The sequence below is a fragment of the Clostridium liquoris genome, assembly GCF_002995785.1.
Classification (GTDB): domain Bacteria; phylum Bacillota; class Clostridia; order Clostridiales; family Clostridiaceae; genus Clostridium_AO; species Clostridium_AO liquoris.
On record NZ_PVXO01000027.1, the window covers coordinates 18744 to 37293 of the forward strand.

Annotated in this window: 16 protein-coding genes and 1 riboswitch; of the genes, 10 read left to right on the forward strand and 6 right to left on the reverse strand. The window is 30.0% G+C overall.

What is annotated here, in order from left to right:
• Window positions 1–12: 12 nt before the first annotated feature.
• Window positions 13–2886, forward strand: coding sequence for a DNA topoisomerase IV subunit A (locus CLLI_RS04205; protein WP_106062985.1), 2874 nt, complete (start codon window positions 13–15; stop codon window positions 2884–2886).
• Between the two features lie 225 nt (window positions 2887–3111).
• On the opposite strand, the gene rocF is transcribed toward CLLI_RS04205, so the two are convergent.
• On the reverse strand, window positions 3112–4008 hold the full coding sequence (gene rocF / locus CLLI_RS04210) for an arginase (protein WP_106062986.1): 897 nt from the start codon (window positions 4006–4008) through the stop codon (window positions 3112–3114).
• A 300-nt stretch (window positions 4009–4308) separates the two neighbouring features.
• Here rocF and CLLI_RS04215 point away from each other — a divergent pair, with 300 nt between their 5' ends.
• Window positions 4309–4869, forward strand: a complete 561-nt coding sequence (locus CLLI_RS04215) for a glycerol-3-phosphate responsive antiterminator (protein WP_106062987.1) — start codon at window positions 4309–4311, stop codon at window positions 4867–4869.
• Window positions 4870–5171: 302 nt separating this feature from the next.
• On the opposite strand, the gene CLLI_RS04220 is transcribed toward CLLI_RS04215, so the two are convergent.
• The gene (locus tag CLLI_RS04220) at window positions 5172–5597 is read right to left on the reverse strand and encodes a SoxR reducing system RseC family protein (RefSeq protein ID WP_106062988.1); all 426 of its coding nucleotides are present in this window, start codon (window positions 5595–5597) and stop codon (window positions 5172–5174) included.
• A 160-nt stretch (window positions 5598–5757) separates the two neighbouring features.
• Here CLLI_RS04220 and CLLI_RS04225 point away from each other — a divergent pair, with 160 nt between their 5' ends.
• The gene (locus CLLI_RS04225) at window positions 5758–6306 is read left to right on the forward strand and encodes a DJ-1 family glyoxalase III (protein ID WP_106062989.1); all 549 of its coding nucleotides are present in this window, start codon (window positions 5758–5760) and stop codon (window positions 6304–6306) included.
• Here the strand turns inward: CLLI_RS04225 and CLLI_RS04230 are convergent.
• A complete protein-coding gene (locus CLLI_RS04230) occupies window positions 6296–6697 on the reverse strand; it encodes a GtrA family protein (RefSeq protein WP_106062990.1) in 402 nt (133 codons plus the stop codon). The genes CLLI_RS04225 and CLLI_RS04230 overlap by 11 nt on opposite strands.
• Before the next feature lie 106 nt (window positions 6698–6803).
• Between CLLI_RS04230 and CLLI_RS04235 the strand changes: the two genes are divergently transcribed.
• The gene (locus CLLI_RS04235; protein WP_106062991.1) at window positions 6804–8051 is read left to right on the forward strand and encodes a M16 family metallopeptidase; all 1248 of its coding nucleotides are present in this window, start codon (window positions 6804–6806) and stop codon (window positions 8049–8051) included.
• Between the two features lie 51 nt (window positions 8052–8102).
• On the opposite strand, the gene CLLI_RS04240 is transcribed toward CLLI_RS04235, so the two are convergent.
• The 3 genes from CLLI_RS04240 to CLLI_RS04250 are packed head-to-tail and all read right to left on the reverse strand — an operon-like array spanning window position 8103 to window position 11772.
• Complete coding sequence (locus tag CLLI_RS04240) at window positions 8103–9530, reverse strand: spore germination protein (RefSeq protein ID WP_106062992.1); 1428 nt, start codon at window positions 9528–9530, stop codon at window positions 8103–8105.
• 21 nt (window positions 9531–9551) lie between these two features.
• Window positions 9552–10697, reverse strand: coding sequence for a Ger(x)C family spore germination protein (locus CLLI_RS04245; RefSeq protein ID WP_106062993.1), 1146 nt, complete (start codon window positions 10695–10697; stop codon window positions 9552–9554).
• A complete protein-coding gene (locus CLLI_RS04250) occupies window positions 10678–11772 on the reverse strand; it encodes a GerAB/ArcD/ProY family transporter (RefSeq protein WP_106062994.1) in 1095 nt (364 codons plus the stop codon). The genes CLLI_RS04245 and CLLI_RS04250 overlap by 20 nt, the downstream gene beginning before the upstream one ends.
• A 167-nt stretch (window positions 11773–11939) precedes the next feature.
• Window positions 11940–12051, forward strand: a riboswitch (TPP riboswitch).
• Window positions 12052–12124: 73 nt separating this feature from the next.
• Between CLLI_RS04250 and thiD the strand changes: the two genes are divergently transcribed.
• The 6 genes from thiD to CLLI_RS04280 all read left to right on the forward strand — a co-directional run bounded on the left by thiD (window position 12125) and on the right by CLLI_RS04280 (window position 18416).
• Window positions 12125–12973 (forward strand): bifunctional hydroxymethylpyrimidine kinase/phosphomethylpyrimidine kinase, encoded by an 849-nt coding sequence (gene thiD / locus CLLI_RS04255; RefSeq protein ID WP_106062995.1) that lies wholly within the window; start codon window positions 12125–12127, stop codon window positions 12971–12973.
• A 174-nt stretch (window positions 12974–13147) separates the two neighbouring features.
• The gene (gene thiM, locus CLLI_RS04260) at window positions 13148–13969 is read left to right on the forward strand and encodes a hydroxyethylthiazole kinase (protein ID WP_106062996.1); all 822 of its coding nucleotides are present in this window, start codon (window positions 13148–13150) and stop codon (window positions 13967–13969) included.
• Window positions 13969–14595, forward strand: a complete 627-nt coding sequence (gene thiE, locus CLLI_RS04265; RefSeq protein WP_106062997.1) for a thiamine phosphate synthase — start codon at window positions 13969–13971, stop codon at window positions 14593–14595. The genes thiM and thiE overlap by 1 nt, the downstream gene beginning before the upstream one ends.
• Window positions 14596–14739: 144 nt before the next feature.
• Window positions 14740–16233 (forward strand): spore germination protein, encoded by a 1494-nt coding sequence (locus tag CLLI_RS04270; protein WP_106063059.1) that lies wholly within the window; start codon window positions 14740–14742, stop codon window positions 16231–16233.
• The gene (locus CLLI_RS04275) at window positions 16223–17338 is read left to right on the forward strand and encodes a GerAB/ArcD/ProY family transporter (protein ID WP_106062998.1); all 1116 of its coding nucleotides are present in this window, start codon (window positions 16223–16225) and stop codon (window positions 17336–17338) included. The genes CLLI_RS04270 and CLLI_RS04275 overlap by 11 nt, the downstream gene beginning before the upstream one ends.
• Window positions 17304–18416, forward strand: a complete 1113-nt coding sequence (locus CLLI_RS04280; protein WP_106062999.1) for a Ger(x)C family spore germination protein — start codon at window positions 17304–17306, stop codon at window positions 18414–18416. The genes CLLI_RS04275 and CLLI_RS04280 overlap by 35 nt, the downstream gene beginning before the upstream one ends.
• The last annotated feature ends 134 nt before the right edge of the window (window positions 18417–18550 follow it).

Here is an 18550-nt window from a genome sequence, read left to right on the forward strand (position 1 = left end):
AGGGGTGTTTCGATGTCAAAGAAATTACAAATACCAAGGGATAGAAATATTATTTCTATCCCCATAGAAGAAGCCATGCCGGACAATTATTTACCTTATGCAGTTGAAGTGGCAAAGGATAGGGCACTCCCAGATGTTAGGGACGGGTTAAAGCCTGTACATAGAAGAATTATTTATGGAGCTTATAAGCTTTCAGCTTTTCCGGATAAGCCCTATTATAAGTCAGCTAGAATTGTAGGAGATATTCTAGGTAAATACCATCCTCATGGAGATACTTCTGTATATGATGCTATGGTAATATTAGCTCAAGATTTTACCACTAGAAAGCCTTTAATAGATGGCCATGGTAACTGGGGAAGCCAAGACGGAGACAGTGCAGCGGCTATGCGTTACACTGAGGCTAGACTTACTCCTATTGCCATGGAAATGATAAGGGACATTGATAAAGGAGTAGTGAATATGGTGGATAACTACTCTGCTTCCGAAAAAGAACCGGAAGTATTACCGGCAAGATATCCTAATATACTGGTCAATGGAGCCTTTGGTATAGCAGTAGGCCTTGCTACCAATATTCCGCCTCATAACTTGGGAGAAGTAATAGATGCCACATTAGCATATATAGATAATAACAATATAGATGTAAAAGGTTTAATGGAATATATAAAGGGACCAGACCTACCTACAGGGGGAATATTAATAGGCAAAAACTCATTGTTATCTGCCTATGAAACTGGTATAGGAAAGGTTACATTAAGGGCTAAGGCAGCTATTGAAAGATTGGAAAATGGAAGATTGGGAATTGTAATTACAGAATTTCCTTATAGAAGGAATAAAGCAAAACTTCTTCAGGTTATTTCTGAAATGACAGCAGACAAAAAACATTCCAAAGCATTAGAATCTATAAGCGATATAAGAGATGAATCGGATAGAACAGGAGTAAGGGCGGTTATTGAATTTAAGAAATCTGCTGATGAGGAAACAGCTTCAAAGGTTCTTAAATATTTATATAAGAAAACAGATCTTCAATGCAATCTGTCCTTTAATATGGTAGCTTTAGTTAATGGAAAACCGGAAACCATGGGACTGAAAACCATAATATATCACTATGTAAACCATCAAAAGGATGTAATTACAAAAAGAACAAAGAGAGAATTAGAAATAGCAGAAAAAAGATTTCATATAGTACAGGGCTTTATAAAGGCCATAGATATTATGGATGAAGTTATTAAAACTATAAGAGGCTCAAAATCCAAAAAAGATGCAAAAGATAATCTTATAAATAAATTTTCCTTTACAGAAATACAAGCTGAAGCCATATTAGAGCTTATGCTATATAGACTTACTGGACTTGAGATAAAAACCTTTGAAAAAGAGTATAAGGAATTAGAAAGAGAGATAAAAAGACTTAATAAAATACTAAAAAGTGAAAAAGAGCTTTTAAAGGTAATAAAGAATGAACTTTTAGAAATAAAAAACAAATATGCTGATGATAGAAAAACAACTATAGTAGAGGATGATGAAGAGGCAAAGATAGATGTGGAAGAACTTATAGTTGAAGAAGATGTAATAATAACTATGTCTAATGAAGGTTTTATCAAGAGGGTTCCATTGAAATCTTATAATCGTTCGAATATCAATGTGGAAGATATTGAATATAGAGAAGGAGATTTTAATAGATTTCTAATCAGCTCCAATACTAAGGACACATTGACATTATTTACAGATAAGGGAAATATGTATCAAATAAAGGTGATAGCTATTCCTGAATTAAGATGGAAGGAAAAAGGAGAAAGAATTGATGGACTGATAAAAGGATTGAATTTAGAAGAAGCTATTGTAAATGCATATTCAATAGATAACTTTGCAGCTCAGAAAGATTTTATGTTTATAACCTCTAAAGGAGCAATAAAGAAAACTAATTTAGATAAATACAATACAAGTTATACAAAATTAATGGCATTAAAGCTTAAAGATGATGAAAAATTAATTAAGGTGGAATTAATGCCAAGGGATAGAGAAGAAAAGTTTATAAAGATCAAAACTGGTGAAGGATTAGAATTTACTATGGAAGAGCCATCACTTCAAGCTGTAGATAGAAATATTTTATCTGTACAATTATTTAACTTAAGTGATAAAGACTTTATTCAAAGTATAGACTTTGTAGAAGAAGGAAACTATAAAATTTTTCATTTAGGAATAATGAAAAATGGTAAAGTTAAAGAGGTAAGTGAAAGAGTAAAGAGTTGTGACTTCATAGTAAATACAGATAGCTCAAGTAAGTTGTTGATATTTTTAAAGGATGGGAATGTAATTTTAATACATTCATATATGCTGCAAAATTTAAAGGATAAAGGTATAAATATATTAGATTTACTAGGAAATAATGATAACAAAAATAAAGTCTTAAATGTATTATCTTTTAAAGGAGGAGAAGAATTAGGCATATATTTCTTTACTAAAAATGGATTAGTAAAGAAAACCATGCTAAGTGAATTTTATGGAGATTATTTTGTTACCACAGGTTATAAATTTAAGAGTGATAAAGACGAATTAATAGCTGTGGATTTTTCAGAGGAAGAGAAAAAAGAAGATATAATTATAATAACAAAAAGAGCTATGTGTATAAGATTTGATAAAAATACAGTAAATCCTATGGGAAGGATAGCCTCTGGAGTTACAGGTATAAGTCTTAAAGAAGATGATAAAGCAGCATTTGCTTTTATAATAAAAGAAAAACATAAAAAAGTATTGATTAAATCTATGAAAAAAAATGAAGAAACAGTTTCACTAGAAAATATAAAGGTGCAGAATAGAGCAGGCAGAGGGAATAATATAATGTTAGTGGTTATGGATGATTGTTTAAAGAATGTAGAAATCATTAATTAAAAAAGACTCTTTATAATTTAGGTGTTAGTAACCGGAATTATAAAGAGTCTTTTTTAAGTTGACAATTGACAATTGACAGTGGACAGTTAAAGATAATTTTTCTCCATTAACATTACGAAAAATTTTTAAATTAAGCTTTTCTGTAGTGTTAACGAAAGAAAAGCATCCTTAACTGTCAATTGTCCTCTGTCAACTGTCAATTTAAAAAAAGTGCCATGCGCTTTTTTACTTTATATATTTAAATGTCCAGTCCAACAAATCCATACATAGATCTGCGGTTTCATCGTTTTTATCTAGTTTAGGATTCAATTCAACAAAGTCCATAGATTTAATAAGCCTTGTTTCTCCTAAGACCTTTAAGAGGGCTTTAACTTCTTCTACAGTCATACCATTTTTAACAGGGGTTCCAGTTCCAGGTACATAGTTTGAATCAATACAATCTATATCAAAGCTTAAATGAATAGCATTAATATTTAATGCTTTTATTTTATCCATAACATCCTGAAATATAGAAGAAATACCTTCTTCTTGTACTCTTGCAGTGGAGTAAACATTGAGATTTTTTTCTTCGATAAGTTTACATTCTCCCTTGTCTAAATCTCTAGCACCAATTATAAATACATTTTTAGTACTAACTTTTGTGCCATGAAAATATACATTAGTTAAATCATCATAGCCAACACCCATAGCTGCTGCAAGAGGCATTCCATGAATATTGCCAGTTTCAGTAGTAAGATAAGAATTTATATCTCCATGGGCATCTACCCAAATAACAGCAAAGTTTTTGTAATATTTACTTACACCAGAAATGCTCCCTAGACCTAAAGAATGATCTCCGCCTAATACAAGAGGAAAGCTTCCAGAACTTAAGGAGGCATAAACCTGTTGGGCTAGGTTAGTATTTACCTCAACTATAGGTTTTAAATATTTCATCTTAGGATGGTAAGCATATTTATTTTCTTCTATTTCAGTTGGAACGTATAAATCACCTAAGTCATAAACTTTGTGATATTTGCTTAAAACTCCATAAATATTTTTTTCTCTTAATTTTTTAGGACCAAATTCTACACCTGGTATATCTGATCCATAATAAATAGGAACACCTATTAAGTTAATGTCCATTTCGTGACCCCCTTAAATATCTTACATAAATAAAATTATTTTACCATAATTATAATATTAAAATTTTTATATTACGTTAAAGAATTATATACCAAATTCAAAAAATATATAAGCCTTTTTATTAAACACAGATAATTAAAAATATTCAGAAATAGTATTTGTTTATATGTAAATAGTTATGAGTATTATTTATCAAATTTTTAGTTATGTTATAATAAAAGTATGAAAAAAAGTCTAAATGAAGTTAAATCTATAGTTGAAAAAATGAAGTTAGGGAAAAAGGCGTAAAGGAGTTAGCTAATGAATATAAAAGGAATACTTATTGAAAATCCTGTAATAGCAGCATTAAGAAATGATAAAGATCTTGAAAACGTATTAGATAGTAAAGCCTTAGTAGTATTCGTACTCTATGGAAATATAATGAATATAGCTAAAATCTGTAATAAGCTTAGAGAGGCAAAAAAAATAGTTTTTATCCATTTGGATATGATAGATGGACTTAAAGGAGATCAGGCAGGCATTGAATTCATTAAGGAATTCGCTAATCCAGAAGGTATTATTACCACAAAAAGTAGTAATGTAAAATATGCAAAGCAATTAGGACTTTATACTATACAAAGGGTATTTATAATAGATTCATTGTTCCTAAGGACTGGTATAAAAAATATTCATGAAACAGGACCAAATGCAGTAGAAGTTATGCCTGGTGTTGCAAGTAAGATAATTCATACTATGCAAAAAGAAATTAATGTACCAATAATCGCAGGTGGACTTATAAAGTCTAAAAAAGATGTTATGGACTCGTTAGCAGCAGGGGCTATAGCTATATCCACCACCTCTACAGAGTTATGGAACCTATAGAAGTTGGCGGTAAAGCCTAACAATTTCGGACAAGTTTTTAAGGGTTTAATTAAAAATAATAAAGAATAAATAAGGAAAGGGGCTGTTGCACTAAGAATAAATCCTACAATATATTGTGTTAACCTTAAACTTGCAAAACAGTATATTATATGTAAATTCTTTAATGCGACAACCTCTTAAATTTTAATTAAAAATTTTTCGCAATGATAATGGAGAAAAATTATCCATATTTATTATTTATTCTTTAACATTTATAATTGTCTCTGTCCTCTGTCCTCTGTCCTCTGTCCTCTGTCCTCTGATTAAAGCCCAAATCTTGCAAGCTCCTCTGCACTTATTATTCTTACCATGTGAAAAGACTCTTTTTTATGGTTGTTATTGATAAACCTTAAAATAACATAGGATATAGCTAAGAATGTAAGTCCCAATAAAACAGAAGTAAGTTCATTATGAGTAGTTAAATACCCTATAGCAATTCCTAACAACATTAATATTAAAGGTATTATATAAGCAAAAAAAGTGAATTTAAGGAAAATGCTATCCTTCATAACAACTTCAACAGTATCTCCAGCTTTTGCATCTACAGGATTGCTCATATCTAAAGTTATAGGTGGTGCCTCACAATGGCATGAACAAGTAGAACATTTATCACCGCATTCGGACAACCTTTTGAACATAACTGAAGCTTTATCACCTTTTACTTCTTTTACAAATCCAATTTGATTCATTAAAGATCACCCCTTTATAGGCATATTATATTTTTACTTTAATATTATACCATATTGATATAAAATAAAAAAGGGTGTTGAAAAATGTATTATTTGTTATAATTAATAGAGAATATTTTATATATTACAACTGATTATTACTATGATAGGGGGATTTTATATGAAATTAATTCTATTACTAGCAGAAGGATTTGAGGAAATTGAAGCATTGACTGTAGCCGATGTATTAAGAAGGGCAGGTTTAACTTGTCATTTATGTGCCATAGGAGAAGAAGAAATAGTAAAGGGAGCTCACAATATTTGTGTAAAAAGCGATGTGAATGTAGAGAACATAAAAATACATAACTATGAGGGGATAATATTGCCTGGAGGTATGCCTGGAGCAGCAAATTTAAAAGATGATTATAGGGTAATAGATATTTTACAAAAATTTAATGCAGAGGGAAAAATAATAGGGGCTATATGTGCTGCACCAATAGTTCTAAATGAAGCAGGAATAATTAAGAATGTAAAAATAACATCCTATCCAAGTTTTAAAGAAGAATTCAACAATTCTATATACACGGAAGAGAAGGTTGTACAACATGACAATATTATAACCAGCAGAGGGCCTGCTACAGCTTTTGACTTTGCATACAAAGTATTAGAAAATTTTATTACAACAAAAGAAATAGACAAACTAAAAAATGAAATGCTTTTTAATTTTTAAACACAGCAAATTTATTGATTAAAAAACTAGCTACACCCGTAGTAATAGATGCAGTTAATGCTGATATATTGGACCATAGAACTTGGGATACACCCAGTAAGTTATGAAGGGATAAGTTAGAAAGTATAAAAGCATCCACAATAGATGCTGCACCTAAAACAGAGGCATATGATACATAGGAGCCCTCTGTTTTAAAGGTGTATTTTTTGTTCCAGTAGTATCCATTAATAGAATAAGCTATAAAAGCAATACCTTTAAATAAAAAATTTATATATCCACTATATAAGCCAGTAATTTTCCAAAGTATATTTAGTATAAAAAATTCTATAAAAAAATTTGACCCGCCAATAATGGCATATAGTATAAATTGTTTTATATTTTTATTATGCATAAATAACTCTCCTTATATATGTAATACTATTATTATACTACTCAGTATAAGTTTGCAAATGATTATAGGGAAAAGTTTTTAAATAATTAATATTGTAGGTGATTTTGTGAAAAATTCAGAACTTAAAAATGGAATAAAACTTATATATAAAAAGGTACCAGGAGATATAACCTCCTTTTGCATTGGATTTAATGGGGGGGCCTTAGAAGAGGAGGGATTTCCTTTAGGCACTGCCCATGCGGTAGAACATATGGTGTTTAAAGGAACAAAAAATAGGAGCGAAAAAGAAATAAATAAGCTTTGTGATGAAATATTTGGATTCCAAAATGCTATGACTAATTACCCCTATGTTATATATTATGGGACAACTTTATCTGAAGATTTTAACTTAGGCATAGAATTATTTTCAGATATAGTTTTAAATCCTATTTTCCCTAAAGATGGCTTTAAGGAGGAAATGAATATTATTCTTGAAGAATTGAAAGAATGGAAAGATGATCTATATCAATATTGTGAAGATGAGCTTTTATATAATGCTTTTGATAAAAGAAGAATAAAAAATTTAATAATAGGTACAGAAGAAAGCATAAATTCTATAACTATAGAGGATTTAAAAAGATTTTATGAAAAATACTATAAACCTGACAACATGGTTATTTCTGTAGCAACTTCTCTCAGCTTTGAATTAGTTAAAGATATAGTAGAAAATCATTTTGAAAATTTTAAAACAGAGGATAAATCCTTAAGACCAGAAGAATTAACCATCAAAAATCATACATCTGTAAAACTTTATGAAAATAATAATCATGGAGTATTTGTAAAACTGAAAGAAGAAATAAATGGCGCTAAAATACAATACTGCTACCCTATACATGATTTAAATGATGAAGAAATGAAAGCATTAAGGCTGTTTAATTTCTATTTTGGAGAAGGTACCAGCAGCATATTATATGAAACCATAAGGACTAAAAATGGCTTAGCTTATGAAATATCTAGTGACATCAAGGAAGAAAGAGGCATTAAGCTGTTTACAATTACATTAGGAACATCAAAGAACAATGTAGAAAAGGCAATTAGATTGATTAATGAATCCATAGAAGATATTAAAAACAATAAGGAGTTCTTTACAAAGGAAAAAATTGAAAGTGCATCTAAAAGTATTAAATTAAAAAAGGCTTTAAGACTTGAAAAATCTATACAATTAGCTAAGGATTTAACTTGTTATGAACTTATGTATAATTCTTATAAAAAGGTTTATGATGAAGTTGAAAATTTAAGTTGTATAGACGGGGAGAAAATTAATAGACTTATAAATAGAGTATTAAATTTCCCTAGCATACAAGTGCTAAGATAGCCTATACAAGTACTAAGATAGTGTAAATAGCTGTGAGCCAAAACTTCACAGCTATTTTCTTTTTTTATCTTTAGGATAAAAAAAACTAGGTCTTTCATTATTAAATCTTATATCACTTAAAAAAAAGGCTCTTATAGCTTTTAAATCAATAGGTATCATAGGTGAGGAATATGGGGTAGAAAAACTCATGGTAGACACTAGATTAATAATTATAAAAGTCATTCCTACAACTAGCCCAAACAACCCAAAAGCGCCAGTGAAAATTAAAAGGAAAAATTTTAATACCCTAAAAGAGGACATGATTGTATAGTCAGGCAGTATAAAAGAAGTCATTGTAGATAAAGCAACTATAATAACCATGAGTGGACTTACAAGTCCAGCTGACACTGAAGCCTGACCTATAACTATAGTACCCACAATACCAATAGCTGAGCCAACTTGTTTTGGCAATCTTAAGCTTGCTTCTTTTAATATTTCAGCAACTATCTCCAAAAGAAAGGCTTCTAAAAAGGCATTTATAGGCACAGTAGCTCGTGCTTCAGCTAAAGTTAAAATATATTCAGTTGGTAATATATCAGGATGAAAACTTACTACGGCTACATACAGAGAAGATAAAGTTAAAGACAGTATAAGTGAAAATATCCTTATAGATTTTAAAAATATAGAAAAATAGGAAAGCTTGTAATGGTCATCACCTGCATCCACAAAGTCCCAAAAGGTTTGTGGAATTATAATAGGTAAATTTCCACCTTCTACAACTATACAAACTTTACCCTTAAGTAAACTTGAACAGGCAGCATCGGATCTTTCAACTATGCCAGTTTGTGGAAATAGACTAAATTTTTCTTGCAAATATTTTTGTAAATATCCACTTTCCATAATCCCATCTATTTTTATGTTGTTTATTTTTTCTATAGCACTATTTACTAAATTCGAGTCAGCAACATCCTTTAAATAAATTACAGCTACAGAGGATTTAGTTCTTTCACCAACAGTGGTTTTATATATATTTAATCTGGAATCTTTTAATCTATAGCGAATTAATGAGATATTGCTTTCAAAGTTTTCTGTAAAACTATCCTTTGGCCCCTTTAAATCAGTTTGAAGTTCAGGCTCGCTTAAACTCCTTTTTGATACTTTATAAGTATTTGCTACTATATAGTTAGTATCTTTAGTTGATAAAATAATTGAGTTACCTTTTACAATATAATCATTTATGTTATTTATATCATTATCAATAAATAAATTGTCAATTGTTATAATTGATTCAGCTATGTATTTTATATCTAATGAAGCTGAATCTTTATAGTATAATAGTGGTTTTATTATGTAATTTGAAATTGAGTTTCTATCAGTTATTTCTGAAATATAAAGTATATAATAATCACACTTACATAAGTATAATTTCCTTATAGTTATGCCTAATTCGCTTTTTGATAATTCTTCTATTATATTTAATACAGATTTATTTTTTAACATAAATAACCACCTTGCTTTTGACTACTTTTTATTGTTTGCCTTATAATCATAAAGACATACACTTGCTATTTTTACATCTACATTCACACTGACTTCAGCTTTAGGAAACTTCTCTTTCCAATCAATTGTTTTATATGCCTTTGGGTTTTGTGCTCTAAAATATCTTAAAAATTGGAATATATCGCATTTATAATCTTCTTGGGCTTTACTAACTGTATTGACAATATAACCTTTTATTTTGTTAGATAATATATTCTCTAACATTATTAAATCATCATGGCTTAAAGATGTTTCCTCATAGGTGTATTCTAGTTTTTCTTTTAGCTTTAAATCTATATTAATTATTACTTTATCATCAATATACTGGGTTTTGACTTTTCTTTTAAAGTTTATAGGAGTAGTAGACAGTAAATTACTGCTATCCATTAAGCTTGAATATTCCGTTAATTTAGGATTATTAGATAGCAGATATATTATGCCTTTAGAATTATTCATATCTATTACATCAATAAGTTTGCCCTGGTCATTTATTACTGCAAAGCCTAAATAGCTTATTAATCCGCTTTCTATACCCACGTAGGGAAGTATAAAACCTATTTCTTTTAAGGAAGTAAAATTTAGTATATCTTTAAAGGTAACATAAATACCCTTTCCGGTTTGATTTAGAGTTCTAACAATATCTTCAATTAAAAAGCCCGGAGATAAATCATTTGAAACAGTTAAATCGAATATTTCTTTAGGAGGTTCCCTGCTTACAACTGGCAATATAGTTTTTCTATAATCATAAAGTCTATTTATCCTGTTGATATATGGAAGTATGCCGTCCTTTGCATAGTTTTGGCTGAACACAACGGTTTTAACAGCACCTAAGAATATAGGGAAAGGTGTTTTTAAATCATCATTAAATCGGGCTTCCTCAAAATTAATGCCATAGGAAGAGATTTCATGGATAATTCTAGGCTCTGCTTTATTTTCACCCTTAGATAATGAAGTCTTAAATCCAGCTGATTCACTAGTAATTTCTATGTCTCCTTTTAACTTATCTATACCTACAGAGGTATAGATTCCTCTTCTATCTATATCAGTATAATCCCAGCAGCCTGAAAATACTGTAGTACATATAAATAGAAGTATAATTGATAGAACTTTATAGATTTTCTTTATCATATTTTTTCACCTTTGCAACAATATATAATATAAGAGGAATGATAAATGAATAAAATATTCCTAAATATGAAGTATATGATAGCACTTTTCTAACATCTTCAATGGTTTGTGGAAGTTGTGAAGCAATAAAACTCAATATAATAATTACAATTGACAAAATAAAGGTATTGTTTATTTTAAATAACTTTTTTATAAAAAATGTTAAAACATAGGCTGAAATTGAAATAGTAGTAAACACCGCCATTATCCAAGTAGTTAATACAAATCCATCTATTTTTCTAAAAAACTCCAAGAAATGAATATCGATTCTTTTAGCAGAGGTTAACAAAGCATCATAATAATGAATTAAATCCTCAGCACCAATTATAGATAAGGTTGATTCAAAGACTATTATATAAAATAAACCTATAAATACAATTATAAATAAAGTATACTTAAACACAGATTTATTATTTTTTTCATTAAAAGGAACTACCAATAAGAATTCCGCTCCTAAAAATGCAGCAATTAATTGTGATAATGATTTTAATGGACCTATTATTCCATTAAAACCTTGTATTGGCAGCAGGTTTAATATATTTCCCTGCTGGAAAGAAACTATACTTATTAATATTGTAAAAATAATAATAAAAATACCATAAACTTCGCATAGCCTTCCAAGAACTTGTAACCCTTTTGAAGAAGCATAATAGCATAAACACAATAAAATAAATATTATAATCCATATGGGAGTTTTAATTAGTATAGAATTTTTTACTATGTTTGCAGTATCCCTAATGGACATACTGGAAAGCATAAATGTGTATATTATAAATAAAATAATAAATATATTGGATGTAAATTTACCAACTAGAATTCTGCTATATTCATAAATGGTCATATTTTTAAAGGTATAGTTTAAAAATGTAATTATATATATTTCAATTAAGGCAATTATTGTAGACATAATTATGGAAATCCAGCCAGCAGTGGAAGCATATTCAGCAGCTTGCTTTGGAAGACTAATGATGCTATAACCAACTACTGCTCCAAATATATAGAAGGCAATTTGTCTATTAGTAAGGTTCTCATTCATAAGATAGTCCTCCTAGGTGTATTAAAGCTTAGTATACTCATTTATGTGAACTTTATTCCATAATTGCGGGGCGCTATATAATAGTTATTGCAGGCAGCATTTACTGGATTTAGTATTGACCATAATACTTACTTGTAGTATTATGAATATGTAAAATAAAAATGAATATACAATGGCAGGGGAGCTGGTATTGCCAGCTGAGAGTAAGAAATAAATTCTTAGACCCTTTAACCTGATCTGGATAATGCCAGCGTAGGAACATGCTTTGAAAGCTAATTTGAAATTTAAGGTACAAATCCCACCGATGGATTGTACCTTTTTTATTTTTCAATTAAAAGAAAGGAGTTTTAGTATGAAAAAGGTATTGACAATAGCGGGTTCAGACAGTTCAGGAGGAGCAGGTATTCAAGCAGATTTAAAGACAATGTCTGCCCATGGTGTTTTTGGTATGAGTGTTATCACCGCTATAACTGCTCAAAATACTCAAGGAGTTTTTGCGGTTCAGGATATAGATAAAGACATAATTGGGGCACAAATTGATGCAATTTTTACAGATATAGAAGTAGATGCTGTAAAAATAGGTATGGTGTCTAAAATAGACACTATAGATATAATTTGTGAAAAGATAAAACAGTATAATCCAAAGAATTTGGTAGTTGATCCAGTTATGATATCTAAAAGTGGCTTTGATCTTTTAAAGCCAGAATCTAAGATGGCTTTAGTTACAAAACTATTACCATTAGCTACTGTATTGACTCCTAATCTTCCAGAGGCAGAAGTTATTGTAAAAACTTATAATGAAATATTGCCAGAGGAAGAAAGATTACATATAGAAAAAATAGAAAATAGTGAAGATATGGAAAAGGTAGCTAGATTTATCTGTAAAATTGGAGCTAAGTATGTACTAATAAAAGGTGGACACTTAAAAGATGATGCAGTGGATATCTTATTTGATGGAAAGAGTATGCGCTATTTTGAAGGTAAGAGGATAAATACAAAAAATACCCATGGTACAGGATGTACTTTATCTTCAGCCATAGCATCAAATCTTGCCCTTGGTCATTCAATAGAGGAATCAGTTAAATTAGCTAAAGAATATATTACTGTAGCCATAGAACATTCTTTAGATATAGGAAAAGGAGTAGGGCCTACAAATCATTTTTATACACTTTATAAGAAAGCAGGCATGGTTTCTAAATAATAAATAATAAATAATAGTTGACAGAGACAATGGACAGTGGACAGTAAAGGAGGCTTTTCTTTATAGAAAAGCATTAATTTCAAATTTTTCGCAGCGTGAGCGGAGAAAAATTCTCCTTATCTGTACTCTGTCATCTGTACTCTGTGCTCTTAAATAAAGTTGGAGGCAGCAGATATGGAAATGTATGAAAATATATATAATAGTTTATTAAAGGTAAAAGAAAAGAATCCTCTTGTTCATCATATAACAAATTATGTTACAGTAAACGATTGCGCAAACATTGTATTAGCCATTGGAGGCTCCCCGGTAATGGCAGATGATGAAAGAGAAGTAGAGGAGATGGTTTCTATAGCTTCTTCTTTAGTAATTAATATAGGAACACTAAATGGTAGAACAGTACAGTCAATGATACTTGCAGGCAAAAGAGCAAACAAACTAAATATACCTGTAATATTAGATCCTGTAGGTGTGGGAGCCACAACTTATAGAACAAAGGTGGCAAAAAAATTAATTGAAGAAGTTAATTTTTCAGTAATTAGAGGAAATTTATCAGAAATTAAAAACATTGCAGGAATAAAAGTTGTAACTAAAGGTGTAGATACTTCAGAAATTGGGGACACTTCTTCAAAAATGGAGGAGGAGAAAGAAATTGCACAACAGCTTTCTAAAAAGTTAAATGCTGTAATTGCTATTACTGGAGAAGTTGACTGTATAAGTTCTGAAGATAAAAGCTATTATATTGCCAATGGACATAAAATTTTATCTAAAATTACAGGTACAGGATGTATGTGTTCCTCTTTAATAGGAAGTTTTTGTGGAGCGGAAAGTGATTACCTAATGGCGGCTGTAGCGGGAATAGCTTCCATGGGTATTGCAGGAGAAATAGCCTATGAAAAAACTAAGAATTTAGGAATAGGTTCCTTTAAGGCATCCTTAATGGACAGTATTTATAATCTGGACTTAAATATTTATAAAGAAAGGAGCAAAATATACTAATGAAAAATTCAGTAGATTATACATTATATTTGGTTACTGATAGAGGACTTTTACAGGGAAGAAGCTTGGAAAAAGCAGTAGAAGAAGCAATTTTAGGTGGAGTAACTTTAGTTCAGTTAAGGGAAAAAGATATAGATACAAGGGATTTTTATAATATTGCTTTAAAAATAAAGGCCATAACAAGTAAATATAATGTACCTTTAATTATAAATGATAGAGTGGATATAGCTTTAGCAGTAGATGCTGATGGGGTACATATTGGACAAAGTGATATGGAGGCTAAAATTGTAAGAAAACTAATTGGAGAAGAAAAGATAATTGGAGTGTCAGCAAGAAATTTGGATGAAGCTATGGAAGCAGAAAAGCAGGGAGCTGATTATCTAGGTGTAGGGGCTATATTTGGGACTACAACCAAAAAGGATGCTAAAAATGTATCAATTGAGGAATTGAAAAGAATAAAAAGCACAGTATCTATTCCTGTAGTGGCTATAGGTGGAATAAGTAAAGAAAATGTATCTCTACTTAAAGATACAGGAATTGAAGGCATTTCGGTTATCTCTGCTATATTGGCTGAGGAAAACATAAAAGAAGCGTCAAAAAATTTAAAGCATCTTTTTCTTAAATAAAACATATTATAAATAATGAGTAGTAAAAAATCATATGATTGCACATATATTTTGTGCAGTTATATGATTTTTTTGCATAGTTATTTAATGCTATGGGGATAATTAGTGTATATACTTTACTTACCATGGAAGGATGATATATCTATGGAAAACCAAAACTTACTTCAGACTAAAATAAATTCTATAAAAAGTTTAGTTGGTGAAAAAAATGAATTAATAGTAAGAGAATTTGTAATAGGAAAAAGCAGCAGTATGGACGCAGCATTATTATATATAAATGGATTAACTAATAGACAGACCATAGATAGTGATGTACTTAGACCGTTAATGTTCAAAGTAGAAGAGGATTTAGCTGTTACAGATAATTTAGAGGATATTATTATTAAAAAATATATATCCATTAGCAATGTCTTTATAGAACAGGATATAAATAAGGTTGCTTTAAATATTAAGAGGGGCAAAAGTGTATTGGTGTTTCCGGGAACTGCCAAATTTATAATAATTGATACTATTGGAGGAGAATACAGAGGCATAGAGGATCCAATTAATGAAACTTCCGTAAGAGCATCTAGAGAAGGCTTTGTAGAAAAATTAGAAACAAATATAAGTTTAATTAGAAGAAGAATAAAAGATAACAGCCTAGTGGAGGAAAGATTGGTAATAGGAAGAAGAACCAGTACAGATGTAGCATTATTATATATTGACAATATAGCAGACATCAATATAGTAAATGACATAAAAGAAAGGCTAAATGCTATTGATGTGGATGGATTTTCAGGCAGTGGTATGTTAGAGCAATTTATAGAATGCTATCCTTATAGTATATTTCCACAAAGCTTTTCTACAGAAAGGCCGGATATAGTACAGTCAGATCTACTGGAGGGAAGAATTGCCATGCTTGTGGATGGAACTTCTTTTGTAGTAACCTTTCCTGTTGTATTATTTGAATTTTTTCAAACAATAGAAGACTACAGTGAAAGAACATATCTAGGCTCATTTACAAGATTATTAAGATATATAGCAGCTTTTATTGTTATAACTTTGCCGGCTATTTATGTAACCTTTATAAAGTTTAATCCGGAATTAATTCCTTTAAAGTTTTTAGGAGCTATCATTGAATCAAGAAAAGGTATAGCATTAACACCCTTCATGTCCATATTGTCTATGAATTTAATCATAGAGTTTTTGAGGGAAGGCGGTCTTAGATTGCCATCTAAAATAGGTCAAACTTTAAGTGTGGTAGGAGGTATTATTATAGGAGATGCAGCAACAAAAGCAAAAATAGTAAGTTCTACCACTTTACTTATAGTAGGTATTGCTACTGTGGCAACCTTTTTAATACCTAACTATGAAATGTCCCTTTCTATAAGGCTAATTAGTTATCCCATGTTATTTCTAGGAAACTTTTTAGGCATGCTTGGCATTGCAGCAGGGTGGTTTTTTGTTATAACCTATTTATGTACTTTAGAAAGCTATGGAGTGCCCTATTTTAAATTCTATAAAAATGATTTAAAGGATATATTTATAAGAGAACCTGTTTGGAAAATGGATAAAAGACCTGAAATTATACCCAATGTAAATCCTACAAGGCAAAGTAACTTTAGAAACCTTTTTAGGAGGAAAAAGCATGGGAACTAAAGAGGATAATGTTTTAACGGAAAGTCAATTAATGTGTATACTCATAGGAAGCATGACAGGTATAGGAGTGTTAAGTTTGCCAGGGGATGTAATAAAGATATCCAAACAGGATGGTTGGATATCTGTTTTTTTAGGTGCGGTTTATCCCATATACATGGTTTTTATAGCAAACTATATTAGAAAGAAATACCCAAAGGCGGATATATTGGATATTAATAAAAAAATTTATGGCAGGTTCTTTGGAAGTATATTTAATCTAATATTTCTATTATCTTTTTTATTAGCTGCTACAGAAGTAGCAGCAGGAATTAATAATGTACTGAGAATTTATATGGTACCTTTTTTAAATAGGTGGAATATTTTAACTGTATTGTTTTTAATAACAGCTTATGCTGCTTATGGAGGGATAAAGACCATTGGAAGAATAAATGAAGTATTATTTTATGGCACATTCATAGTTTATATAATACCGTTATTTGCTATAAGTAAAGGTAACATATTAAATTTAAAACCCATATTTGGCAGTGGAGCATTAAACATCATAAAGGGCTTAAAGGAAACTGTTGTTGCGTATGCAGGAATAGAAGTACTATTTATAATATATCCTTTTGCAGGTATGGATATAAACATTAAGAAATGTGGATTAAAAAGCATAGCCTTTACTTCAACTATTTATACTCTATTTACTATAGTAACCATATTGTATTTAGGTATAGATGCAACCTCAATATTTTTATGGCCATTAGTCACAGTAACAGAAAGTATAATGATACCAGTAATTAATTCTTTTAGATATATATTTTCATCTCTATGGGTTATGAATATGTTTAGAGTTATTTCTATAAATTATTATACCTTTTCCTATGGGTTAAACAAATTTATTAAAAAATTTGATAGAAAAGCATGGGTGATAATACTTTTTCCCATAATGATTATATTATCCACCCTGTATGGCAGTCCAACTACTAGGAGGGATTTTCTAAATATGATATTTCTACCACATGTAATATATAATGTTATGTTAGTTACCATTACTGCTATATTAGTGGCTTTTAGGAAAGGTGATGATTATGCAAAAAAAGATGAAAACAGTAATAATGATTAGCTTCATTTTAATTTTAATAATTAGCTTTATTGGTAAAAGGGGAACTCTTGTGGAGGAGTTAAATATATCTAGTATGATAGGTTATGATTTAAAAAAAGATTTTGTGGATGGGGTGAACTATAGTGTTTCTGTTAGAACTCATTTTTTAGAGAGCAAACAGCAAAATCACAGCCATGTATTAATTGGAGAAGGATTAAATGTAGGAGAAACAAGGGAGGATAGGCAGCTAAAATCTAATAAAAAATTGATACTTGGATTGGAAAAGGTAATAATTTTCAGTGAGGAACAGGCTAGGTATGGATTAAAAGCTCCAGTAGATGCATTAGTAAATAATCCTGAAGTAAATGATAATGGTAAAGTAGCAGTATGCAGTGGTAAGGCAAAGGATATATTAGAATATGAAACTAAAAAATATAATGCTACTGATGAAGTTATAGGAGATATGATAGAACATTCAAATGAATTTAACTTTTTCCCTGAGGATTATACTGTTATAGATTTTATTATAATATCTAGCTCAGAAGGGAGAAATGTAGTGCTGCCTTATGTGGAATTAACTAAAGATGGGATAGAAATAACAGGTGTAGCAATTTTTAATAAAGATAAAATGGTAGGGAAATTAGATATGAAAGATGCAAAAATACTAAATCTATTGCGGGAAAGCGGAGGAAAAGGAATTTTAACTATACAAAAAAATTCTACTGAATTTATAAATTATCATCCTAAAGCAAAAAGAAAGGTTAACTGCAGCAAAGAAGGAGATAGGTACAAATTTGTTATAGAATTAAATCTCCAAGGTCCCATTGTAGGCAATGAACTATATAAAAATTTTAGTAGTGATTCAAAAGCATTAAAAGAATTTGAAAATGAAATGGAAAAGCATATTGAGAAAATGTGCATGGATTTTATAAATAAAACAAAGGGCAATTATGGAGTGGATATATTAGAGCTGGGAAAGGTAGCAGCTGCAAAGTATGGAAGAGGAAAAGATATTGATTGGAATAAAGAAGTTTTAAATTCTATCATAGAGGTAAAGGCAAAGGTTAAAGTAGATAGCCAAGGCAGAGGAGAGTATTAAAAATTGTGACCAATTTTTTAGTTGACAATTGACAATTGACAATTGACAGTGGACAGTTAAGGAGGCTTTTCTTAGGTTGGCACTACAGAAAAGCTTTAATTTTGTAGATGAGTAAGAAGTAAGAGCTTATGAAA

Excerpts from the sequence above, each read along its gene's own strand:
- CLLI_RS04205 (WP_106062985.1), top strand. The coding sequence starts at position 13 with ATGTCAAAGAAATTACAAATACCAAGGGATAGAAATATTATTTCTATC.
- rocF (WP_106062986.1), bottom strand. The coding sequence starts at position 4,008 with ATGGACATTAACTTAATAGGTGTTCCTATTTATTATGGATCAGATATA.
- CLLI_RS04215 (WP_106062987.1), top strand. The coding sequence starts at position 4,309 with ATGAATATAAAAGGAATACTTATTGAAAATCCTGTAATAGCAGCATTA.
- CLLI_RS04220 (WP_106062988.1), bottom strand. The coding sequence starts at position 5,597 with ATGAATCAAATTGGATTTGTAAAAGAAGTAAAAGGTGATAAAGCTTCA.
- CLLI_RS04225 (WP_106062989.1), top strand. The coding sequence starts at position 5,758 with ATGAAATTAATTCTATTACTAGCAGAAGGATTTGAGGAAATTGAAGCA.
- CLLI_RS04230 (WP_106062990.1), bottom strand. The coding sequence starts at position 6,697 with ATGCATAATAAAAATATAAAACAATTTATACTATATGCCATTATTGGC.
- CLLI_RS04240 (WP_106062992.1), bottom strand. The coding sequence starts at position 9,530 with ATGTTAAAAAATAAATCTGTATTAAATATAATAGAAGAATTATCAAAA.
- CLLI_RS04245 (WP_106062993.1), bottom strand. The coding sequence starts at position 10,697 with ATGATAAAGAAAATCTATAAAGTTCTATCAATTATACTTCTATTTATA.
- CLLI_RS04250 (WP_106062994.1), bottom strand. The coding sequence starts at position 11,772 with ATGAATGAGAACCTTACTAATAGACAAATTGCCTTCTATATATTTGGA.
- thiD (WP_106062995.1), top strand. The coding sequence starts at position 12,125 with ATGAAAAAGGTATTGACAATAGCGGGTTCAGACAGTTCAGGAGGAGCA.
- thiM (WP_106062996.1), top strand. The coding sequence starts at position 13,148 with ATGGAAATGTATGAAAATATATATAATAGTTTATTAAAGGTAAAAGAA.
- thiE (WP_106062997.1), top strand. The coding sequence starts at position 13,969 with ATGAAAAATTCAGTAGATTATACATTATATTTGGTTACTGATAGAGGA.
- CLLI_RS04270 (WP_106063059.1), top strand. The coding sequence starts at position 14,740 with ATGGAAAACCAAAACTTACTTCAGACTAAAATAAATTCTATAAAAAGT.
- CLLI_RS04275 (WP_106062998.1), top strand. The coding sequence starts at position 16,223 with ATGGGAACTAAAGAGGATAATGTTTTAACGGAAAGTCAATTAATGTGT.
- CLLI_RS04280 (WP_106062999.1), top strand. The coding sequence starts at position 17,304 with ATGCAAAAAAAGATGAAAACAGTAATAATGATTAGCTTCATTTTAATT.